The organism is Arenibacter troitsensis, from assembly GCF_900177645.1.
In the GTDB taxonomy this organism is placed as follows: Bacteria; Bacteroidota; Bacteroidia; order Flavobacteriales; family Flavobacteriaceae; genus Arenibacter; species Arenibacter troitsensis.
Window position 1 is genome coordinate 1 of record NZ_FXAO01000002.1, and the last position, 15,966, is coordinate 15,966.

Annotated in this window: 16 protein-coding genes and 1 pseudogene; 16 read left to right on the forward strand and 1 reads right to left on the reverse strand. The window is 34.7% G+C overall.

The window, feature by feature from the left end; translation table 11 throughout:
• Positions 1–269 (reverse strand): annotated as a pseudogene (locus B9Y87_RS04560) (IS110 family transposase); the annotation flags it as partial.
• A gap of 212 nt (positions 270–481) precedes the next feature.
• Between B9Y87_RS04560 and B9Y87_RS04565 the strand changes: the two are divergent.
• The 16 genes from B9Y87_RS04565 to B9Y87_RS04645 all read left to right on the forward strand — a co-directional run bounded on the left by B9Y87_RS04565 (position 482) and on the right by B9Y87_RS04645 (position 15,843).
• Positions 482–1,012, forward strand: a complete 531-nt coding sequence (locus B9Y87_RS04565) for a GNAT family N-acetyltransferase (protein WP_085496686.1) — start codon at positions 482–484, stop codon at positions 1,010–1,012.
• Positions 1,013–1,481: 469 nt separating this feature from the next.
• Positions 1,482–2,234, forward strand: coding sequence for a DUF7079 family protein (locus B9Y87_RS04570; RefSeq protein ID WP_085496688.1), 753 nt, complete (start codon positions 1,482–1,484; stop codon positions 2,232–2,234).
• Positions 2,235–2,397: 163 nt separating this feature from the next.
• A complete protein-coding gene (locus B9Y87_RS04575; RefSeq protein ID WP_085496690.1) occupies positions 2,398–2,919 on the forward strand; it encodes an SMI1/KNR4 family protein in 522 nt (173 codons plus the stop codon).
• Between the two features lie 83 nt (positions 2,920–3,002).
• Positions 3,003–3,698 carry a hypothetical protein gene (locus B9Y87_RS04580; protein ID WP_085496692.1) on the forward strand — a complete coding sequence of 232 codons (696 nt, stop codon included), beginning with the start codon at positions 3,003–3,005 and terminating at the stop codon, positions 3,696–3,698.
• Positions 3,699–3,840: 142 nt separating this feature from the next.
• Positions 3,841–4,503: a hypothetical protein gene (locus B9Y87_RS04585; RefSeq protein ID WP_085496693.1), complete on the forward strand. Its 663-nt coding sequence runs from the start codon at positions 3,841–3,843 to the stop codon at positions 4,501–4,503.
• A 585-nt stretch (positions 4,504–5,088) separates the two neighbouring features.
• On the forward strand, positions 5,089–5,475 hold the full coding sequence (locus B9Y87_RS04595; protein ID WP_085496697.1) for a hypothetical protein: 387 nt from the start codon (positions 5,089–5,091) through the stop codon (positions 5,473–5,475).
• 397 nt (positions 5,476–5,872) lie between these two features.
• Positions 5,873–6,367 (forward strand): hypothetical protein, encoded by a 495-nt coding sequence (locus tag B9Y87_RS04600; protein ID WP_085496698.1) that lies wholly within the window; start codon positions 5,873–5,875, stop codon positions 6,365–6,367.
• Positions 6,368–6,535: 168 nt separating this feature from the next.
• Positions 6,536–7,063, forward strand: a complete 528-nt coding sequence (locus tag B9Y87_RS04605) for a Crp/Fnr family transcriptional regulator (RefSeq protein WP_085496700.1) — start codon at positions 6,536–6,538, stop codon at positions 7,061–7,063.
• A 102-nt stretch (positions 7,064–7,165) separates the two neighbouring features.
• Complete coding sequence (gene ribA / locus B9Y87_RS04610) at positions 7,166–7,765, forward strand: GTP cyclohydrolase II (RefSeq protein WP_085496701.1); 600 nt, start codon at positions 7,166–7,168, stop codon at positions 7,763–7,765.
• Between the two features lie 73 nt (positions 7,766–7,838).
• Positions 7,839–8,255, forward strand: coding sequence for a DoxX family protein (locus B9Y87_RS04615; RefSeq protein ID WP_085496703.1), 417 nt, complete (start codon positions 7,839–7,841; stop codon positions 8,253–8,255).
• A 15-nt stretch (positions 8,256–8,270) separates the two neighbouring features.
• On the forward strand, positions 8,271–9,215 hold the full coding sequence (locus B9Y87_RS04620) for a dioxygenase family protein (protein ID WP_085496704.1): 945 nt from the start codon (positions 8,271–8,273) through the stop codon (positions 9,213–9,215).
• A 2-nt stretch (positions 9,216–9,217) separates the two neighbouring features.
• Positions 9,218–10,036 (forward strand): SDR family oxidoreductase, encoded by an 819-nt coding sequence (locus tag B9Y87_RS04625; RefSeq protein ID WP_085496706.1) that lies wholly within the window; start codon positions 9,218–9,220, stop codon positions 10,034–10,036.
• 762 nt (positions 10,037–10,798) lie between these two features.
• Complete coding sequence (locus B9Y87_RS04630) at positions 10,799–11,755, forward strand: alpha/beta hydrolase family protein (RefSeq protein WP_085496708.1); 957 nt, start codon at positions 10,799–10,801, stop codon at positions 11,753–11,755.
• A gap of 148 nt (positions 11,756–11,903) precedes the next feature.
• The gene (locus tag B9Y87_RS04635) at positions 11,904–14,363 is read left to right on the forward strand and encodes a glycosyl hydrolase 115 family protein (RefSeq protein WP_085496711.1); all 2,460 of its coding nucleotides are present in this window, start codon (positions 11,904–11,906) and stop codon (positions 14,361–14,363) included.
• A 192-nt stretch (positions 14,364–14,555) separates the two neighbouring features.
• Positions 14,556–15,107 (forward strand): NADPH-dependent FMN reductase, encoded by a 552-nt coding sequence (locus B9Y87_RS04640; protein WP_085496713.1) that lies wholly within the window; start codon positions 14,556–14,558, stop codon positions 15,105–15,107.
• Between the two features lie 181 nt (positions 15,108–15,288).
• Positions 15,289–15,843, forward strand: coding sequence for a dihydrofolate reductase family protein (locus tag B9Y87_RS04645; protein WP_085496715.1), 555 nt, complete (start codon positions 15,289–15,291; stop codon positions 15,841–15,843).
• Positions 15,844–15,966 lie beyond the last annotated feature (123 nt).

Below are 15,966 nucleotides of genomic sequence, written 5' to 3' on the forward strand. Positions count from 1 at the left end.
ACGTCGGCAGGGTTCACCACCATTGAACGCCAACCATAACCCTCAAAGCAACGATGGGCATGGTAACCACAGCAACCGGCCTCATAGACAACATTGACCTCATGTCCTGCAAAATGTTTGTCTACATACTTCCGTAAAAGTTCCGGATCGGGAGCCATGCTAAAGGATTTGCCTGAAAAAAGGTCCGTGGAACAATGAATCTTCCAGCTTCGTTTGTGTATATCGATACCAATGAATAACTTAGGTGTGGCAGTAATTTGAGTGTTCATATCTTTAAGGTTTTAGCTATAATTTAAAGATACTCGACTTACTGCTTTTTCATCGATGCTATAGCTCATTGCGGCTGAATTCCTAATCGGAATTCATTGCAATTTGCTATCTTTCGGTTACTGCTGAAAATCATAGCTGATTTTCAGCAACAAGCCATACACAAACCGTTGTGGTGCATATAACAGGAACGCAGAAGAAACTGAAAAAGTAAATGAAATTAACGATAAGAAAAGAAAAACCAGAAGACTTTAAAACAGTCTTTAACCTTATAGAAAAGGCATTTGAAAATGAACAAATGAGCGACCACAAGGAACAGTTTTTAGTGGAACGATTGAGAAAGTCAAATGCTTTTGTTCCCGAACTTTCAATGGTAGCCGAAACTGAAAACAAAATTGTTGGACATATTCTGTTGACAAAACTTAAGATTAAAAACGAATCGAACGAATTTGACTCATTGGCTTTAGCACCTGTTTCTGTGTTGCCTGAATTTCAAGGAAAAGGAATTGGCGGAAAATTGATAGTCGAAGCTCATAAAAAAGCTAAAGAATTAGGACATAAATCAATCGTTCTACTTGGACACGAAAATTACTATCCAAGATTTGGTTATGAACAAGCTGATAAATATGGAATCGAATTACCGTTTGAAGTTCCGAAAGAGAATTGTATGGTAATTGAATTGATTGAAAACGGACTTAAAGGAGTAAATGGAATGGTTGAATATCCAAAAGAGTTTTATGAATAAAAAATACGACACCACAACACCGTATATAAAAAATTGCTGGTGTTGTGCTAAAACAAAGGTCGTTGCACGTTTGCTATGTCTGAATTTCCTTCGGAAATTCCTCGCACGCAAACACGCTACTTTTCATATACAAAACCGATGATGTTGCATTCTCCTACGTCGACCCTATGTGCTACATCTCGTACCTCGATTCTCGCACAAAGGGAAATGCAACATCATCGCAGCGCTATGTCAGATCACATAAAACCGTAGGATAAGGGTACTTTTTCTAAGAACGACGCTTAACGGAAGAAACCAACGCAACATATCAAGTCACTATATGTAATCTGGACCGCCACATTTTATTCCCAATACCGTCGAAAACCAAAAAAGGTTTTCACTTTATTTCCATAAAATTGCCCACCAACGCTACAACCCGCCCACTGCTGTCGTAGATGTCGTAAATAGCGCTGCGTTATATGCCATTTGAATGAACAAAACTTTGAACATAGAAGAAAGGAAACCTATTTGGATTGCATTATCTGATTTCTATCTTGACACGGAACTTCAAGAATCCGATTTCAGACATATTGCTTTCAAAATTATTGAAAGTCCTTATTCCTTTGAAAAAGTCAAAAAAATTAATAAGTATGAGATTTTCCCAGTGTTACAGCCAAATTTAATGAGCGTTGCTGGAGAATGGGCCGGCTTTGATGAAGAATGGTTAGTTAATCGAATTCAGGAATCGCTTTCCAAAAGGAATACGGTAAAGAAAATAGGAATTGAAGGCTCATACTTGACTTTTAAATGGATGTTTAAAGATTATTGGGAAAGATTGGAAAAAGTTTACATCGAATTAAAATCAAATCCTGAATCTTATATACTTACTTGCAAAGAATTATGGAAAGCCAATATTGAGCCATTTGAATATTTAGAAAATAAACCAGAATTACAAAATAAGCTTGAAAGGATTGCTTTGAGACATAAGAATAGACTTTCGGACTTTTACCAGTATCTGCAAGAAGGGCAATATTGGTTAAACCTTTGGACTGCATATTACCTACTCGAAGTTTTTGAGTTGAAAGAATCGGACAAACTAATCGGACTGAATAATGAAGTTGGAATTATAGATTTTTGTATCGAGACAGTTCAGCGGAATCAACCGTATTTAGAAAAAGAAATAGCAAAGTCGAATTGCAAAAAATGGATCAATAATAAAAAAACAGCATACAACAAGGAATAACGGCAATTACGGCAGATTCGACTACGTCCGAATCCACTCGGAATTGCTAATGTCAGTGCTTAACCGAAAATTATTAATTCTAAATCCGTAACTGACGGTAATACAAAACCGTAGTGCGTCATTTGAAAACCAGCGCGAATAAAAATTAAATAAATGATTAATTATGAGATTTAACACCATTAAGGTTTCAGATTTCTGGGAAGATAGCGATTACGCCCAAGAAGAGTATGTGGAGCAATATCTTACTGATGAACTCATTACATCAATTGAAAAGGACCTTGGTTATAAGCTTCCAGCGTCTTATATAGAATTAATGAAATTACAGAACGGCGGGATTCCTAAAAACACTTGTTTTCCCACAAACGAAAGCACATCTTGGGCAGAAGACCATATAGCTATTACTGGAATAATGGGCATAGGAAGGGAAAAACCAAATTCGCTATGTGGAGAATATGGCAGTAAATTTTGGATTGAGGATTGGGGATATCCTGATACGGGAATTTATATTTGTGACTGTCCATCGGGAGGGCACGATATGGTAATGTTAGATTATTCTAATTGTGGAAAGCAAGGTGAACCCGAAGTTGTACATATTGATCAAGAATATGACTATAAAAAGACATGGCTTGCGAAGGATTTTGAAACTTTTATTAGTGGACTTAAAAACGAAAATGATTACGATTAAAGTATTGCTGCTCATATTAACTTGATACTAACTGGTAGGCCTTACAAAATACTTCAGCGAATACTAACATTTATAGGAAAAAGATGAAAAAAGGATGCCCTGTATGTATTGATGAAAACACAATTACTTTTTCGGAAAATTTTCTGCGTTCAGAATACAACGCAAAACTGGATAAAGCGGAAGCAGTAGGTGCCACACGGTTATATAAATGCGCTGATTGTAATTCGGATTTCTATAAGGAAAAGAGTATGTACCATAAATTGACAGAACGTTCAAAGCAGGTATTGATTGCCTTTTTTAAACGTGATCTGGTTTTGAATAAAATGTTTAAAGACCAAGCTAGCCAAATTGGAATTACAGAAAACTATAATGGCGACAAATTAATTCCCGCTAAAATAGAACTGAACAACGGAGTGGTTCATGAAATAGCCAGAATACAACTATCCAAAAATCCACCAATGGAATTTGATTTTGATTCTTTCGAAAGTATAGTTTACATGGATGAAGTAAAATCGATAAGTAGTAGCGATTTTGCGTTATCTAAAGAAATTAGAGAGGAATCTAAAAATGCCGACGAATTAAGAATGGGTTTTTATCCAACGGTTTTAAAGACTACTGATAACAGAAAAGTTGTCATCAACAGTTTGGCATTGTTTTTTGACTCGCATCAAATAAAAGGTTCTGATTTAGAGCTGGCAAATGAAACCTTTGATTTCACGAATGATCAATACATCTATGAGGCTCTTCTAAAAGAAGTATTGGTAATAGCAAGAGAATAAATAGGCTGCAGAACAATCATTCCGTCCTGGCAATAAAACATCATATATCCTTAGGCTCCTTATTTTTAATCATGTAACACCTTCATATAAATGATGCTCAAAAACACTAATTTTATTGACACTTTTTCATAAGCAAAAAAAAATGAATGACCTGATAATTTTTAACTACCTAATAAATAAAACATTAAAAGGAAAATTTAAAGATAGCGGCTGGTCTGGAACAAGTCCTGTTTTTTATAAAAAAGATATTCCTAACATTATAAAGTGTGTAGAGCTTATAAAACTGATCAATCAAGATATTTTTTGTTGTTATCTTAAAATCTATTCTAGCTTCAACTTTTCAAATTCTATCAAAGGTAGAGGCATTCAATCGCTCAACGAGATATTCATTATCGGTTTAACCCCAAAAAAAGTTTCGAATGAGGCCTATTATTGGGATTTATCAAAGCACGATGACTCAAATTCTAAACAAATGGATTTGTTATGGGAAGCCATCATAAGGCACGGTAATGCTTTTTTTGATAACTTTAATGAGTTTCCAGCCTCCTTTTTAGATATAAAACCAGAAGATTTTCTAAAAGGTACCGTACAGTTATTCGGCGCATACGAAGTTTATAACCAGGTAGCCTACTTAAATTTTTTAAAAGAGGCACATATAGCCAGTAATGATACCATAACAGCTGCTGCTTTTTCTGAACTGGCAATAGAACGGTTTTTAAAAAATATAGAGGGTAAAAATGTAGCCCAAAATAAAGAATACAAATCTTATTTAAATTCCTTACGGATGCCAAATACACATAGATAAATTAAAACATAAACTCGATGTAAATAAACTTGTCCAACCAATAAATTAAGGCCAATTGAAATATAAAAAGACCATAATCTATATAATGCTTGGGTTGCCACTTCTTATCTATCCATTTGTTTTACTTGCCAACATAATGAGTGCAGTAGCTGAACCAAGCAATACTTCAGATTTTAAAAAAATCATAGTACAAGGATTTTTATTGACCAGTAGCTTGTATCCGGTGAGTTATTTTCTATCGTTGTTACCATTTATCAGAAAACGAAAATATGGTTTTGTGATTTCTCTAATTCACCTTTTTTTAATTCTGGTACTTTTTACTTTATGGAATTATCTTGACTAGTTTGTTAGTGTGTTTTAAATCCTAATTTAGTGTTTCTAGGATTTCTTTATGAAAGATGATTGTAACCAACTGTTCAATCTTAAATTTAGTGATCGGAATCGTGCATAGCGCTGCATTGTTATTAATCGCTCAAAAAGGTTGAAAAACACCAAACCTAACAATTGAAAATTTATCTATCTTTATATTGAAATCGTGGAGTTTTTGAACATCCTAGTTAATGTTTAAATTCAAATACTTGTAATATGAAGTATGCAGTATTGTTATTCGCATTTACTTTTTTATGCTGTTCCAAAGATGATACAAAAAGTCAGACCTCTGCTAGCCTAATAGGAAAATGGGTTGAGACTGAAACTCGAATGGACACTTTGTTTTTCGAATCCATAGACGATGTGGATTTTATGAATTTGAACAGGGGAAAAGAACTAAGAAACGGTAATTTGTTACCCAAACCTCACTCAGGAACCTATATATATAAACTCTTAGAAGAAAAAATATCTTTAAATTGGGTGTTATCCAGCAATTCCAACTTTAATGACTATTATTTTGAAGTTATTGATAATAGACTGAATATTGGAAATTTTTATAATTCCACATCGGGGGAAACCTTGACTTTTGAAAGATTAGATTAACACCTCGTTCACAATAATAGAAGGACCTCCCTAGGCCGCAAATTCTGCGCAAATGGACTCCCCTCGGACGGCAAAAATAAGGAAACGCAATCGCTCGTGCTTACTCGTACATGTTGCTACAAATTACAACAAAACCTATAAACAGTAAGGGCTTTGGACTTAATCCTTAGCTTTGCGTATTTTAATGAAGTCCACAAAATCTTTGGGATTTTACATTAAACAAGGAATAGAAAAAACAAAACCTGCCCGTACCGAAAAGGCACGTTCGGGCGGGTAAAAAGCATTGGAAAGTAAATCAGACCATGCCCTATGCGTGGCAAACGGAAACGAAAATGTTACCTTACAGGCCTTCTTGCCATAGCCGAGTGGTTGTGCAACAATTGAAAAAAATACGCGAATGAAAAAATATTTCCTGATTTTAGCTTTAGTAATTAGTTCAGCAACTTATTCCCAAGATTTACCAACTGAACCAGCAAACGGATTTGCATTTCCTTTAGGGACAAAGTTTACCATAAAAATGCATCCGACCGATTCAACAAATTTTGACTATTCCGTAATAAAATTAGAACCCTTTCAAGAAATTGTTGACATTTATGAGAATGATTCACTTTTTAAAGATCCTGACGAAAAAAATGGAACAATTGAATTCTATTTTTGTTTAGGCACAAGCGTAGAAACAGACGAGGAAAAAGAAAAAAATATGAAAGTTCTGTTACTTATGAAAAATCTGACTGAAAACTCATTCGGATACAATTCCGACATACAAACTGAAGAAAATGGGGAATTTAAAACGACTTCAAATGTTGGAACATATTCCGGTGCAAAAGGAACAGAAATATGGCCATATATGATTCACCAAATAGCACTAAACGAATTTAAAATCGCTAAATAAAAACATTGCACAACATCGTATAAAAAAAATTGCTAGTTTTAGTTAAACCAATATCAGTTGCACGTTCGCCAGCTTCTGATTTTCCTTTGGAAAATCCTCGCTCGCAAACACGCAGCTTTTCTTATACATTAACGTATTTTGTGCATCATAATGACCCGTCCTGAATAAATGTTTGATGAAATTTTTAAAAATACTGGTAACACAAAATCGTTCTCGAAAGGAGCTATACTTCAAAGTGCTGGTCAAAAATTGGCCAAGGCGTTTTATGTAAAAAAAGGTCTTTTAAAAAGTTATATTGTTGATGAAAAAGGTAAAGAACACATTTTTATGTTTGCATCTGAAGGCTGGATCGTCTCAGATATAGAATCCCAAGCTTTTAACAATGAAACAGTACTTTTCATAGAAGCCATCGAAAACTCAGAAGTTGTACTTGTAGATGTAAGTGATTTTTCTCAATCAGAAAAAAACCAAAAAGAGTTTAAATTAATTTTAGAAGCATTAACAAAAAGAATGGGTGTTATGCAAAGACGCATTTTATCGTTAATGAGTGCATCAGCTAGAGAGCGCTATGAGTATTTTCTTCAAACATATCCAGAACTACCCAATCGGGTACCTCAAAAAATGATTGCATCCTATCTTGGAATTACACCTGAAGCGTTGAGCACGATAAGAAATAAAATTACCAAAAGACATTAAGCAATTCACCTTATTTCTTAATCTAGATTAATGTTTAAAACTATATAAATAACAACCTTTGTGGTTATCATTTCATATAGCAAGACATTAATATTTACCACTATGTTACTTCATAAAGAAAAAGTACAGTTTTCTAATACCGCTAAATTACCAACTAAGTATGGACTATTTAACATTGTTTCCTTTAAAGAAGACAACAGTGAAAAGGAGCATTTAATTGTTACAATAGGAAATTTAAAAAACAAAGAAAATGTTCTTACCAGAGTACACTCAGAATGTTTAACTGGAGATGTTTTTACCTCACTAAAATGTGATTGCGGTGAACAACTAGAAACAAGCATGAAATTGGTAGCTGAAAAAAAAGAAGGTATTATCATTTACCTAAAACAAGAAGGACGTGGAATTGGTCTTTTTAATAAAGTAAATGCTTACGCTTTACAAGACGAAGGACTAGACACCATAGCCGCCAATCATTCATTGGGTTTTGACACCGATTTAAGAACGTTTGATATCGTTGCCAATGTGATTGATTTTCTGGGTGTTGCATCCATAAAACTATTAACAAATAATCCAGAGAAATTAAATACCATTTCTAAATCTACGGGCATTTCAACAAATGTGCAACCGCTTAGAACTAAACCGAACAAGTATAATCTTGACTATTTAACGATAAAAAAACAACAGCTTAAGCACACGCTTTAATTTCTTAATCTACATTAATGCATAACCCTATTGCATTGATGAAATTTGCGCTATTAATTTAAAAACATAAAAAATGACTACAATAGCAAAATCTAAACAATCAAAAGCATTAAACGTTTTACTTTGGATAGCACAAGGTCTTATTGCATTAACCTTAATTTGGGCAGCATACGCCAAATTGCTTCAACCCATTGAAGAAACTGCAAAAATGCTACCATGGGCTTTGGACAATCCTAAACTACTTACTTTCACTGGAATAATAGATTTACTCGGCGGTATAGGTATCATCTTACCAGCAGCTCTTAAAATACAACCAAAACTATCTGTTTATGCTGCTTACGGTACTATTGTTCTTATGATTGCTGCAAGTATTTTTCATGTTTCAAGAGGAGAATCATCATTAATTGGTATGAATATATTTTTCTTTATGCTTGCTGTGTTTGTAGTATGGGGACGTACTAAAAAAGCACTTGTTTTACCTAAACAATAGATTGAACATTCTAGCATGAATAGAAAGGATTTTATAAAAAAATCAATTTTATTAAGTGGTAGCATATCACTTGGTGCAACTTACGCATTTAATACTATGAACGGATTAGAAGACCTTAAAAAATATACCGACCACCTACCAAAGCAGTCTAAAAAAATGCCTGTTCTATTTACTTCTCATGGTAATCCTATGGACATTCCTGTTAGCAAAGAAGATCGTCCTTTTTGGATGAAATTATACGATTTAGGAAAGGAATTGAAGCAGAACTATGAAGTAAAAGCAGCCTTGGTGGTTTCTGCACATTGGTGTACCAATGGAAAAACAATGGTTAACAATTCGTTACAACAAAAACAGATTTATGATTACTATGGTTTTCCGGAGCATTACTACGATCCAAAATATAGTGCGCAAGGTGCACCAGATATGGCGAAGGAAATCACCAAATTGGTGACTACAATAGAAGAAACCGATGAATGGGGGTTGGACCATGGTGCTTGGCCCATGTTGATGCACTTATTTCCAGCAGCAGATGTACCTGTATTCCAAATGAGTATTAACTACAACGCACAACCAGAATACCATTTTAACATGGGACAGCAACTTAAATCTTTAAGAGAAAAAGGTGTTTTAGTTATTGGTAGTGGTTCTTTAATTCACAATTTAAGTTTGGTGATGCAGAAAATGCGAACAGGAGATCGATCTATTTTTGGATGGGAAACAGAGTATGATGCTTGGTTAAAACAACAACTTGAAGCTAGAAACTTTAAAGACTTAACCAATTACCTTACTAGTCATAAATTAGGAAAACTCGCAGCACCTACACCAGACCATTACGTGCCATTGCTTTACAGCTTAGGTATGATGGACAAAAAAGATGAAATAGACTTTTTTTATGAAGCAACACCTACAATTCCTGCATTTAGTGAGCGAAGTTTTATCATAGAACCAGAAAACAGTTAAAAATGAAAATACTAATAATAGGTGCTTCAGGAATGATTGCACAACAAACCATAAAAGAATTATCAAAAGCAGGTAATGAGTTACGGTTATTTTCTAGAGGTATTAAATCAGAAAATTACCCTGGTCATGAAGTTACACCAGGCGATGTACTAAAAAAGAGTGACTTAGAAAATGCTATTAGGGGCTGTGATGCCATACATATTACAATCAACACTCCAGATGAGGCATTAGCGGTTCAAAATATTGTCGACATAGCAAAAAGGAATAACATAAAACGCATTAGCTATGTAAGTGGTGCAACGGTTTGCAAAGAAAATAGCTGGTTTACCATGGTCGGTAATAAATATAAGGCGGAACAATTACTTAAATCCAGTGGCATACCCTATATGATATTTAGACCTACTTGGTTTATGGAATCCTTGGACATGATGATTCAAAACGGAAAGGCCAACGTAATGGGAAAACAGCCTTTAAAAATACATTGGATTAGCGCTAAAGACTTTGCAAAGCAATTAAGTAGTGCCTATGCCATTGAAGAATCTTTGAATCAAGAATTTTATTCTTATGGACCAGAAAAGTTCACCCTCAAGGAAGCTTTAGAGCAATATATTAAGGTAAGACACCCTAACATAAAAAAAGTAGCGAACGTACCTTTTGGTTTGCTTAAATTTATTGCTTTCATCACAGGAAATAAGGAATTGAAAAATATTATTCCAATGTTCGAGTATTTTGAAAAAACAAAAGAAGTTGGTAGCAGTGATGACACAAATAGCCTTCTTGGTCAACCAAGTATCACTTTAAGTGATTGGTTAATCCAATAGAACAAAAACTATACCTTACAGAATATAAATACAAGTACGGCTTGGGTTTTGCCCATGCCGTTTTTGTATTTAATTAAGAATTTTGTAAACCAAAGGTAATTGTCTTTTATTGTACATCTAATCTTATAGAATACCAATGGTGGCGAAAAGAAGCAAGTCTTAAAAATTTGGAGAGAAAACTCAATAAATAACTATGCACAATAACCAAGTCTTCGTCTGGTTGGTACGGCCAAACATGAAGACCGTGATGACACAACCGGGTCCGGTTTACTCGTACTAGGGGATTGCTATGGTTTAATGGAGTTTTACGGATAGATCTTGAGGCCGGAGCGGCCTTTACCTCAGTTATTTTAATTTTGGCCATGGGCCTCCCCTTACACTTTTTGTAGCGTTGTCCTTGGCGTACTTTTTTTCAAACGGTCCGTCCACTACTTTTCTTCATAAATTTAAATGTTATGATTAATCACTATCCTACAGGTAGTGAACAGTAAGGTAACACTTGTTTGAAGCTACCTTTAGGTTTAGTTCAACGATGCTATAATTCATTTTTGCTCTCTGCAAAACCTAATATTACTTTTTCATTAAGTCAGCTTTATTTCCTTTCCGAAAATACTTTCAGATTTTCAAAACGAAATCATGGCCTGAAAGGTTAGGATAAATCAAAAAAAACAATTCGTCCTTAAAAAAGCACAGTACGGAAATAAAAAATTCCGTATTTAAACAAAGAAATTTAGATTTGAATAATAAAACAATTTTGGTTACATGAACAAAACTTTTAGAATTTTAAAAAAAGTAATCTTATCTACCTTATCAATTCTTTTACTTCTTTCAGTTACAGGCTATGTGTATCTCTACATACTACCTAAAGGACCTGAAGTAAAAAAAACCAATACAGTGAAAATAGGTATAGACTCAATTGTTATCTACGCTTATAAAGATAGTAAGAGAAAATCTATTAAGGTTTGGACCTACAAACCCATAAATTGGAAAGATAAAGACAAAATAGTTTTTGTGATGCACGGAGGAGGACGCAATGCGGATGATTATCTAAACGCTTGGATAGATTTAGCAGACAAAAACAACCTATTTATAGTCGCGCCTGAATTTGAGAATAAATTTTCAAAATATACAACAAACGATTACCAAGAAGGAAATTTATTTACCTTCTTTGGGACTAAAAACCCAAAAAGCGAGTGGGCATATACAGTCGTAGAAAATATTTTTGACCATATCAAATCGGTTAACAGTATTACAAATGAACAATATGACATTTTTGGACATTCGGCCGGCGGACAATTTGTGCATAGAATGGTAATGTTAATGCCCGAATCGAGAATTGGAACGGCTATCGCTGCAAATTCCGGCTTTTATACTCTACCAAATAAGAAACTTGAATTTCCCTATGGCACTCAAAATATAGAAATCAATTTGCAAAAATCTTATAATAATAGATTGATTATTCTATTGGGAGAATTAGATAACGACCCAAGTTTAGGGACTTTCAGAACTACGGATTTGGCAATGGAACAAGGAGCCAATAGGTTAGAACGCGGAACTACTTTTTTTAATGCGAATAAAGAATTGAAGAACAAAAACAATTGGACTTTTAATTGGGAAATTGACACAATAAAAAATGTTGGTCACGACTATAAAAAAATGTCGGAAAAGGCAATCAAGTGGATAAAAACCAACCCTAATATTGCTACAATTAACGACTAGAGCTTTCCTACTTACAAAAATCTTCCCAAGTCCAAAAACGTGGCGTGACGAGTTTTTCATTCGGTTTGCATTTGCTAATTTAGTTGCTGAAACAGGCTACAATTCATACACAAACACGTTGTTACCAATTAAACCTTAATCATAAAATATGAAGGAATACATTGCATGCATAATACTATTCTTACTAGTGTCATGTCAAAAGATAGATACCAATAATTTTGTTATCAATAATAAGTCGTCAAATACGAATTTTTATATTCATAAGGATTCTGACGAACTAGTGAAATGGGCTGCTAATGATTTGGCCCAAGACATAGAAAGAATACTTGGAAGGAAAATCTCAATTAACTATACAGATAAATATCAGCCTGAAAAAAAAGGAATTTATATAGGGCAATTTAACGATAAGTTGATAGAAGAACTGCCTCATAGTTATAACACCCAGTTGAAGAATAAATGGGAAAAATTCGTCATTAAATATCATCAGGATAATCTTTTTATAGTTGGTAGCGACATTAGAGGAACAGTATATGGAATATTTGACGTAGCAGAACGCATAGGTATTTCACCTTGGAAATGGTGGGCTGATGTTCATCCTAAAAAAAAGGAATCAATAGTATTGAACTTGCCCCAAAATGGAATTGAGGACAGTCCTTCCGTACAATACCGCGGGATCTTTTTAAATGATGAAGATTGGGGATTGCAACCTTGGGCAGCAAAAACATTTGAGAAACAAACAGGTGATATTGGTCCCAAAACCTATGAAAAAATATTTCAATTGTTACTAAGGCTTAAGGCAAATACCATATGGCCAGCGATGCACCCTTCCACCAAAGCGTTTTACAGCATTCCTGGAAATCGGGCTATGGCAGAAAAATATCACATATCCATAGGGACTTCGCATGCCGAACCCATGCTAAGAAACAATGTTGATGAATGGAACAAAGTAGAATACGGCGAGTTCAATTACTTTACGAATAGCGAGAAAATTAAGGAGTATTGGCAAGAACGAATATCCGAAACTAAAAATGGGGATAACCATATAAGTATGGGAATGCGCGGAATTCATGATTCAGGTATGGAAGGAAATGCCACGCAAGAAGAAAAGGTGGAAATGCTTGAAAATATTATATTGGATCAGCGGGATATGCTTAGCAAAACTATAAACAAACCTATCGAAAATATTTCTCAGGTCTTTACACTTTATAAGGAAGTATTGGATCTGTACAATGATGGTTTAAAAGTTCCAGAAGATATTACCCTGATGTGGACAGATGACAATTATGGTTATATCCGTAGGTTAAGTAATGACGAAGAACAGCAACGAAAAGGTGGTAGTGGTGTGTATTATCATTTGAGTTATTGGGGTAGACCGCATGATTACCTCTGGCTCTCTACAACGCAACCTGGATTAATCTGGTATGAAATGTCAAGAGCCTATCAAAACGGTGCAAAAAAAATATGGATTGCCAATGTAGGCGATATCAAACCTGGAGAATATGCTATGGAATTTTTTCTTGACCTAGCTTGGGATGTTAACAGTATCAATGAATCGACAATAAAAAAACATTTGGTTGGTTGGAGCATTAGAGAGTTTGGCGAAGAAAAAGCTGAAGAAATTGCTGATGTTTTGGAAGAATATTATCGTCTAGCCTTCTTACGGAAGCCTGAATATATGGGTTGGAGTAAAACCGAACCACAAACCCCTACAAGGATAACCGAGTTTAACCAAGAGGAGTCAAAACGTAGAATCGACGCTTATCTCCAATTAGTTGAAAAAGTGGACGCCATTAAACCTACCATATCAAAAGAACGTTCAGATGCTTACTTTCAGCTTGTAGAATATCCTATAAAGGGTGCTGCATTAATGAATTACAAATTTCTGTATGCACAACAGTCTTTTTTAAATACAGACATTGCAGAGAAAGAAAGCTTAGCTAATCAATCACAAAAAGCATATGATGACATTGTTACCCTCACTGCACATTACAATCAAAATATCAGCGACGGCAAGTGGCAAAATATCATATCAATGAAACCTCGTAATCTTCCAGCATTTGAAATGCCAAGCTATCATTTGACCGACCCCCTCCCTATTGAGGAAGAACAGCGAAAACAACCTAACCCAATAGCTCCAATATTTTTACAGGCCAGCGAATATTCCAAAGCCTATGGTACGGAGGGTTACCAATGGAAAATTATTGATGGATTGGGGTATAGTAATTCAAGTTTAACACTTTTCCCTTTTAGAAATCGTACTTTTCATACAGAAAAACCTTATGTAGAATATACATTTGATATTGAAAAGGCTGGTACGTATCAACTAGAAATTCGTAGTTTGCCCTCTCATTCCAATAATTTTGACCACAAGATCTGGGTAGAACTAAATGATAAAGAAATTAAGGAGTTTCCCCTAAACACTAAAGGAAGGAGTGACCAATGGAAAGAAAATGTATTGCGTAATTTTGCAGCTGTTACTTGCTCCATGATAATTGATAAAACAGGTAAGCAGACTTTGAGAATCTTTATTAATCAACCTGGGATTGTATTGGATCAAATTGCAATATCCCTAGAAAATAGCCAAAAATACTACGAAATAGTTAACTGAATGAAAAATAGGGACTACTAAGGGCCAACCATAACAATGCTCAAAAATATTAGTGAAACAGCTGCAATTCCAAGGGCTTTAACCCGCTTCATCATTCTTGTGGCTTCACTAGAAAGTACCACACTATCGGTTGCTATTCCTATACTCAACCTTAATATGCTGAATCTTGAAAAACAGCACTGAATTGAACAAATGAAACATAGGAAGAAGATAATTGGAATTTGCGGAAGCGCCAGCCAGTATTCGGCAAATCTTTCCATTTTGAAATACATAGCCGAATCTGAAAAATCTGAATTTGATTTTGAAATAATAGATGACTTAGCCTCTTTTCCACAATTTAGAACTGAACTGACAGACAAAAATGTTCCCGAAAAAATTGTTGCCTTCCGACAAAAAGTTACCAACGCAGACGGAATATTAATCTGCACACCTGAATATGTTTTCAGTATCCCAAGCGGACTGAAAAATATTTTGGAATGGTGTGTATCCACAACGGTGTTTTCGGATAAACCAATAGGTCTCATAACTGCTTCAGCAAGTGGAGAAAAAGGACACGAACAACTAAAACTGATTATGGAAACCATACAGACTAACTTTACCGAAGAAACAACTCTCTTAATTAAAGGAATAAAAAGTAAGGTTTCCCAAAATGGAAAAATAACTGATATAAAAACGAAATCTGAATTACGAAAACTAATTGAATCTTTTAAAAAACTGACCAAAAAGCTAGCAGCTAACACTTAATAAAATAATTACTAGGTTATGCCTTATTCTGGAAATGCTCCCACCCCTAATATGTGGCGGTACGGAATTCCCAACTTGGTGCGTACTCGCTAGGTTAACTGCTATATCGATAGCTATCGGGACACTCAATTGATCATAGACAGGACCGACATGTGCAAAAAAACAACTTTGAAATAAAATTATGGCAAAACTGACATCATTTACATTCATTTCCTTAAATGGATTTTATAAAGGAAAAAATGGAGATATAAATTGGCACCAACACGGAGGAGAAGAGGCAGAATATTCGGTAGAGAGTTTAAAATTGAACAATATCCTTTTATTCGGCAGAGTGACTTATGAAATGATGAAAAGTTTTTGGCCAACACAAATGGCTTATGATTCCTTTCCCGAAGTTGCAGATGGAATGAACCACTCGGAAAAACTAGTTGTTTCCAAAACACTAAAATCGACTGATTGGGAAAACACCCAAATCATTAAGGAAAATCTCATTGAAAGAATAACCGAATTGAAAAAAGAGAGTAAAAAGAACATTACTCTTTTAGGAAGCGGAAAGATTTTAAAACAGCTTTCGAATGCTAATTTAGTAGACGAATATCAAATAATGATCGACCCAATATTCATTGAAAAGGGAGAACCAATTTTGGACAACCTAAATGATAATATTAATCTGGAACTTTCAAAGACCAAAATTTTCAAAAGTGGGACAATCTTACTTCATTACCGCCCAAAGTAAATAAAAGGTATTAAACCTCAAGGCAAGCCCAGAACCCAATAAAAGGAATCGACCCATTGGTCGAGGTATTGAACCTAGATCCCCCGGAAAAAGGCGGGATTAGGTCAACTCGCAATTTTCAGT